The organism is Gilliamella sp. Nev5-1 (genome assembly GCF_001690895.1).
Lineage (GTDB): Bacteria > Pseudomonadota > Gammaproteobacteria > Enterobacterales > Orbaceae > Gilliamella > Gilliamella apicola_C.
The window spans coordinates 23,373-29,542 of record NZ_LZHO01000057.1 but is presented as its reverse complement, the minus strand read 5'-3'; the positions used below and the strand labels follow the sequence as shown (position 1 = coordinate 29,542).

Genomic DNA, 6,170 nt, shown 5'->3' with positions numbered 1-6,170 from the left:
AACGATACTTATACTTGCCCAAACGGGCAAACATTAATATATAAAACTACCAGCAGGGAAGGTTATCGTCATTATCATTCTGATGCAACAACCTGCAAAATCTGTCCGTTATTGTCACAGTGTACACAGAGTAAAAATACACAGAAAGTCATCACACGGCATATCTGGGAAGCAGATAAAGAGAAAGCCAACGAGATTCGTTTAAGTCAGTGGGGTAAAAAAGTCTATGCTCGGCGAAAAGAAACGATAGAGCGCAGCTTTGCTGATGCTAAACAACATCACGGACATCGCTATGCACGATTTAGAGGAAGAGCGCAGGTTCAAATGCAGTGTTTATTGGCCGCAACGGCTCAAAATATCAAGAAAATAGCGATAAAGCTATTTTTGTTACGTTTTTTTAGGCTATTTTTTAATTTATTTAATAAAATCCAAATTAAAAAGCCTATTTATGGTTTAAATAAAAAAATAAACCCCGAATTATATCGAGGTTTGTCATCAATCTGAAAGCCACTGTAAAAGTGGCTTTTTATTTCTTGAGCAAGTATTAATGTTTAATTGCTTTCAATAACCACAGCTTTTTTAATATAAATAGGCTCAACAGGTACGTTTTGATGAGGTCCCATACGTTTAGTTGGAACAGCGACGATTTTATCGACAACGTCCATCCCTTTAATTACTTTACCGAATACGGCATAGCCATATTGTTCTGGTGATTGGTAATTAAGAAAATCATTATTGACAACATTGATAAAAAATTGGCTAGTTGCACTGTTTATATCACTGGTTCTTGCCATTGCAATTGTACCACGCTCATTTTTTAAGCCATTATTCGCTTCGTTTCTAATCGGTGGGTTATTGTCTTTGAATTTTAGTTGATCATCAGCGCCACCACCTTGAATCATAAAACCAGGAATGACTCGATGAAAAGTTAGATTTTCATAAAAACCACTATTAACATAATCAAGAAAGTTTTTCGTAGTGCTCGGTGCGTGTTCGCTGTCTAATTCAAGTTCAATATCCCCCATGCTGGTTTGTAATAATACCTTGGTATCAGCTAAAGCAACGGTAGAAAATAAAGTGAGTAATGCTGTAATAAATAGCATTTTGATTTTTTCCATATATTAATTCCTTTATCCTGTGGAAGTTGGCTGATTATACTGGATATTTGATTATTATAAATATCTATTATGAAAAATTGGGTAATTTTTTGTGTTGTAACTCGCAGAAGTATTTTCTTGTATACAACGAAATAAGTAATATTCCTATTGTACTAATGTTCCTTGATAATTTGGAGTAGGTAAAGTGGCACTCTTATAACCAATTGTTGTTTTGGATTGCTACCGTTTTTATATTAACACGTTATGTTACCTGAAAATTTTTTTACAAACAGTTTATTAAATCTTATGCGATGTGTTTTGTGTGATATGCCTTTATTTTTGCCCCATCATGGCATTTGTTGTCAGTGTGTTAAAAATCTACCTAAATTTTATAAGGTTTGTCATCAATGCTGTTTACCGCATTCTTTATCGACTGATACCTGTTATCGATGTCGTGCAAAGCAACCGCACTGGGACGAGTTGATAGCTGTGTCTGATTATATTAATCCATTAAAAAAATTGGTTCATCATTTTAAGTTCTACAGTAAAATTGAATTAAATATTGCATTGGCAAGATTAATGTTTTTGGCATGGTATCAACGACGAGAAGCAGGTGCTTTAATTAAACCTGATTTGGTGACTTGTGTACCGTTACATCACATTCGCTACTGGTCTAGAGGTTTTAATCAAGCCGAGTTATTGGCAAAACCGATTGCTAGATGGCTAAATTGTGATTTTTACCCTCATTTGTTATCCCGTAAGCAAAATTTACGCGATCAAAAAAATCTATCTCTTACCGAAAGAATTACGAATGTCGAAACACTTTTTATGTGTCGCCAAGATCTCTCGCACAAATCGGTAATGCTTATTGATGATATTGTCACAACTGGTAATACAATTAATGCCATTAGCCAACAATTAAAAAAATGTGGTGCAACAAGTGTTCATGTTGTTTGTTTGTGCCGTACAGTATTGTAAAATCCTAAACAATCCCTATAATAACCAAGAAAGTTAGTCAACTATTATAATAAATGATGTTAGGTCTATTTGTACCTAATTATATTAATGTGAGGGGTTATGTCTATTATCACTATTTCTGAATCAGCTCAACAGCACTTTAAAAAATTGCTTGCTAATCAACCTGATGGAACACAAATTCGAGTATTTGTTATTAACCCAGGTACACCAAGCGCAGAATGTGGGGTTTCATATTGTCCAGCTGATACAGTAGAAGATAGCGATATAGAAGAGAAATTTAATGACTTTTCAGTTTTTATCGATGATATTAGTGCACCATTTTTAGAAGAAACTGTCATTGATTATGTGACTGATGAGTTAGGTTCACAATTGACATTAAAAGCGCCAAACTCGAAAATGAAAAAGGTGGCTGATGATGCCCCATTAATTGAACGCGTTAATTATGTGATTCAAGCTCAAGTTAACCCACAATTGGCAAACCATGGCGGGCATGTGAGCTTAGTTGAATTGACAGAAGATAACTATGCCATATTGCAATTTGGTGGCGGTTGTAATGGTTGCTCAATGGTTGATTACACTTTAAAAGAAGGCATTGAGAAACAATTAATGGCAGAGTTTCCTGAACTGGCAGGTGTTAGAGATATTACAGAACACCAAGCTGGCGCCCATTCTTTTTGCTAAATTTGAAAGAAAATAATTTTTACTTAGACCTTGCTTATTGCTAGGATTAAGTCATAATCGGTTGATGTTTGCCATTTGACATTATGATGGGGTTTTATGAATCAAGTTAGTATTATTTCAGATCTTATCGTTTGGATTGAAAGGAATTTGGAACAACCATTATCTATTGATCATGTTGCACGAAAATCAGGTTATTCAAAATGGCACTTACAACGTATGTTTAAAGAAGTTACTGGCCAGGTTCTTGGTACTTATATTCGTCATCGCCGTTTAACTTATGCAGCGCTTGCTTTACGTATGACAAGTAAGCCTATTTTAGATATTGCAATGCAATATCGTTTTGATTCTCAGCAAACATTTACCCGATCTTTTAAAAAACAATTTAATGAAACGCCAGCAAGTTATCGTCGAGGAGAATATTGGGATCCTACAGGGTTAACACCAGCTATTGAGCTAAATAAAAATCAGCTTTTATTGCCTGAGCCAAAATTTGTTAATATGCCAAAACAAACTTTTTGGGGAATTACCTATAAAAATAATTGTACATTAAGTCGATTGCTAGATGAAGAAATTAAACTCCGAGAGCAGTTTTTTAATAATTATTTATCTCGCTGTACACACAAAAATCAGAATCTACCCGATAAAATTTATGCATTTAATCAGATCTTAAAAAGTAAAGATAATGACAATGAGCGAGATCTTTTTTATACCATTGCCTTAGATCAGAATAATAATCTTGAGTACATAGAACAATTTGTAAGTGAGGGTGGTTTATATCTTTGTTTTAAATATATTGGCTCTCCTGATGAGTTTAGAGATTTTATTTCGCAAGTGCATTTAGCCGCGATGCCAGCGTTAAAGGTACGTTTGCGCAGTTCCAGTTGTGTAATTGAAATTCATCATAATCATCATAATGACATTACTGAATCGATTAAGAATATTACACATATGGAGTGTGATTATTGTGTACCAGTTGTCACAGAAAGTGAAGTCAATATCCAACCAAATTTATAGCGACTAAATGTATTATAACGAGATCTAAAAAGCAATAGATAGATATTGACCGATGTATTTAGTTATCTGAGTTTAATAAAATATTTTCTAACCATTTTTTGAATTCTGGAGTTGCCTCTTTAAGGCTATTTGATCCCCTAGTTACTGTTGCAATCCCAATTTTAAGTTGCTCTTTGAGCTGGCGCTGATTGGTTGAACCATCAAGTAATGAATGTATAATTTTAACGCGAGTAATTAAAGCGTCGCGTTCATCAGCAGTCATTAATAACTTTAATATATCAAGTGAATAACCATCGTTAAATGCTTGGTGTAATATTCCAACGGTTTGTTTCCATTCTTTAGTTTTCATTGTAATCACCATTAATATTGTTGATTAAATTCATTGGGATTAAGAATATTGACATCTTTCTTTCCTAAGATTGTTTGATAAATATAATCATATACCAATACGTTTTTTACGTAGTTACGTGTCTCCGTAAACGGTATGCTTTCAATAAATGCGGCTGCGTCAAGTTTACCATTACTGTTATTAAGCCATTTTTTTACACGATTAGGCCCAGCATTATAAGCTGCTGAAGATAATATACGATTATTACTATTTTGTAGATAAACGGTATTTAGGTACGAAGTGCCTAATTCTATATTGGTTTTAGGATCAAACAATTGTCCCGATGAAACATAAGTGACTGAATTAACTTTTTTAGCGGTTTCTTTTGCTGTCGCAGGCATTAATTGCATAAGTCCGCGGGCGCCGGCAGGGGATTTGGCAGTGGTATCCAGCGCACTTTCTTGACGAGAAATAGCTAAAGCATAAGATAACGCAATCGCTTTATCTTTTAATGCATTGTTATATAAGTCCTTGTACATAATCGGTAAACGTTCAGTCCAGTTATTCCAAAGCTTGCCAACAATGGTTGCTTGAATGCTAAGATCCCCCCATCCTTTTTGTAAGGCATATTGAGATAATGTTAAGTATTCACTTTTATTTGTTTGGTGATTCAACATATAACGCCATTCGTTACTTAATTCTGATACCATACCAAAATAACGTAATTCGTTAATTCTTTTTACATAAGGTTGATTGTCATATTTGGCTTTTAATGTTGATATTTCTGCTTGTGTAATCTTTGGCGATTGGTTTTTAAGTAAATAAGGTTGGTTAAGTGTTTGTGCACTTATCATGCCATAAAACCCACGTTTGTTTGTGAGCGCTTGTAAAATTTTATTAGCTTCATTTGTTTGTTTATTATTGAGTAATACTCGAGCTTGCCAGTATTGCCATTCTTCTTTTAATTGATCTTCTGGTGATAATTGCGCTAGCCAATAGGCAATATCAGAAAAGTTATAGGCATCTATGGCAAGGCGGATACGTTTTTCGACCAATGCCGTATCATGGTATTTTGTAATATAGTTATCACGCCATTTTATTTGTTCACTAGTAGCGGAATCTTTAAAGTAGCTGTTGGCTAAACTCTTTTGTAATTCAGCTTGCTCTACTTCAGTTAATGCCTGCTGTTTAACTAATTTTGGCAATAACAATGCAGCTAAATTCATATCAGTTTTTACTAAGCGAGGGAATGATGCTAAGACTACTTTTTTAGTGAAGGTGCTAGCTTTAATATTTTTTGAAAAATCCTCTAACTTTTTTGGATTATCAAGTACAGCGAGCAAATTGATTTTAGTTGTTTTGTTGTTGTCATCAAGTAGGTTAGTTAAATGTTTGGCCAATTTTAAATTATTTGCTTCAATAGCAAGTTCAATGCGTAATAGTATTAAATTAGCTGTTCGTTTACCTGCTTGAGTCCAAGCGTTGATTAATGGATCACATGCAGAAGGAAGCTCTTTGCTAGTCTTCCAAAGTGATTCGATAGTACTGAAGGTAGCTTGGTTATTTCCTTGTTGTAGTAATGCATACTGATAGCGGCAATTAGAGAGAATAGAATTATCTTTTGGAAAAGAAATGATTGAATTCCAGTCTTGACGAGAACTTAGTTCTGTTAGATAAGATTGTATTAGTGAGTCTGTTAATGGAAAGTCCTTATATTGGTTAACAAAGTCACTTACCATTTCAGGTGAAACCAATTTGATATTTTTTTGAAAAAACTGTACAGCAGCATAAGGATATAATGGATAATTTTTTATGCTAGAAAGCAATATTTGTTGGTCTTCAAAATTAAGCGATTGATAGGAATTAAGCCATTTTTGATAATGTTCTCGTTGCTCCTTTTGCGACCTGTCTGCGTAAACACTACCTGTGTAAATACTACATGTACAAAGTAGACATATTATCAAAAAATAACGTAATACTAATTTCATCCCTTAACTCCTATATTAATTTAGTTCGTTAGATTAGCATATTCTGTTACGATTCGTCGATAATCAACTAACGGCTTAATTCCT

The 6,170-nt window shown here is 34.0% G+C and carries 7 protein-coding genes; 4 read left to right on the top strand and 3 right to left on the bottom strand.

Features of this window, described 5'->3' with window-relative positions:
* Positions 1–504 (top strand): transposase (locus A9G41_RS08065; protein WP_257005431.1); only part of this gene is annotated, 504 nt, incomplete at its 5' end.
* Positions 505–551: 47 nt separating this feature from the next.
* Here A9G41_RS08065 and A9G41_RS08060 read toward each other — a convergent pair.
* Complete coding sequence (locus A9G41_RS08060) at positions 552–1,118, bottom strand: peptidylprolyl isomerase (RefSeq protein WP_075539536.1); 567 nt, start codon at positions 1,116–1,118, stop codon at positions 552–554.
* A gap of 306 nt (positions 1,119–1,424) precedes the next feature.
* Between A9G41_RS08060 and A9G41_RS08055 the strand changes: the two genes are divergently transcribed.
* The 3 genes from A9G41_RS08055 (at position 1,425) to robA (ending at position 3,770) form a co-directional block, all read left to right on the top strand.
* The gene (locus A9G41_RS08055; RefSeq protein ID WP_176700872.1) at positions 1,425–2,075 is read left to right on the top strand and encodes a phosphoribosyltransferase family protein; all 651 of its coding nucleotides are present in this window, start codon (positions 1,425–1,427) and stop codon (positions 2,073–2,075) included.
* A gap of 105 nt (positions 2,076–2,180) precedes the next feature.
* Complete coding sequence (gene nfuA / locus A9G41_RS08050; protein WP_065567189.1) at positions 2,181–2,756, top strand: Fe-S biogenesis protein NfuA; 576 nt, start codon at positions 2,181–2,183, stop codon at positions 2,754–2,756.
* Positions 2,757–2,852: 96 nt separating this feature from the next.
* The gene (gene robA / locus A9G41_RS08045) at positions 2,853–3,770 is read left to right on the top strand and encodes an MDR efflux pump AcrAB transcriptional activator RobA (RefSeq protein WP_065588519.1); all 918 of its coding nucleotides are present in this window, start codon (positions 2,853–2,855) and stop codon (positions 3,768–3,770) included.
* Positions 3,771–3,828: 58 nt separating this feature from the next.
* Here robA and trpR read toward each other — a convergent pair whose 3' ends face one another.
* Positions 3,829–4,119: a trp operon repressor gene (gene trpR, locus A9G41_RS08040; protein WP_218057753.1), complete on the bottom strand. Its 291-nt coding sequence runs from the start codon at positions 4,117–4,119 to the stop codon at positions 3,829–3,831.
* A gap of 11 nt (positions 4,120–4,130) precedes the next feature.
* Complete coding sequence (gene sltY, locus A9G41_RS08035; RefSeq protein WP_075539535.1) at positions 4,131–6,086, bottom strand: murein transglycosylase; 1,956 nt, start codon at positions 6,084–6,086, stop codon at positions 4,131–4,133.
* Between the last annotated feature and the right edge of the window lie 84 nt (positions 6,087–6,170).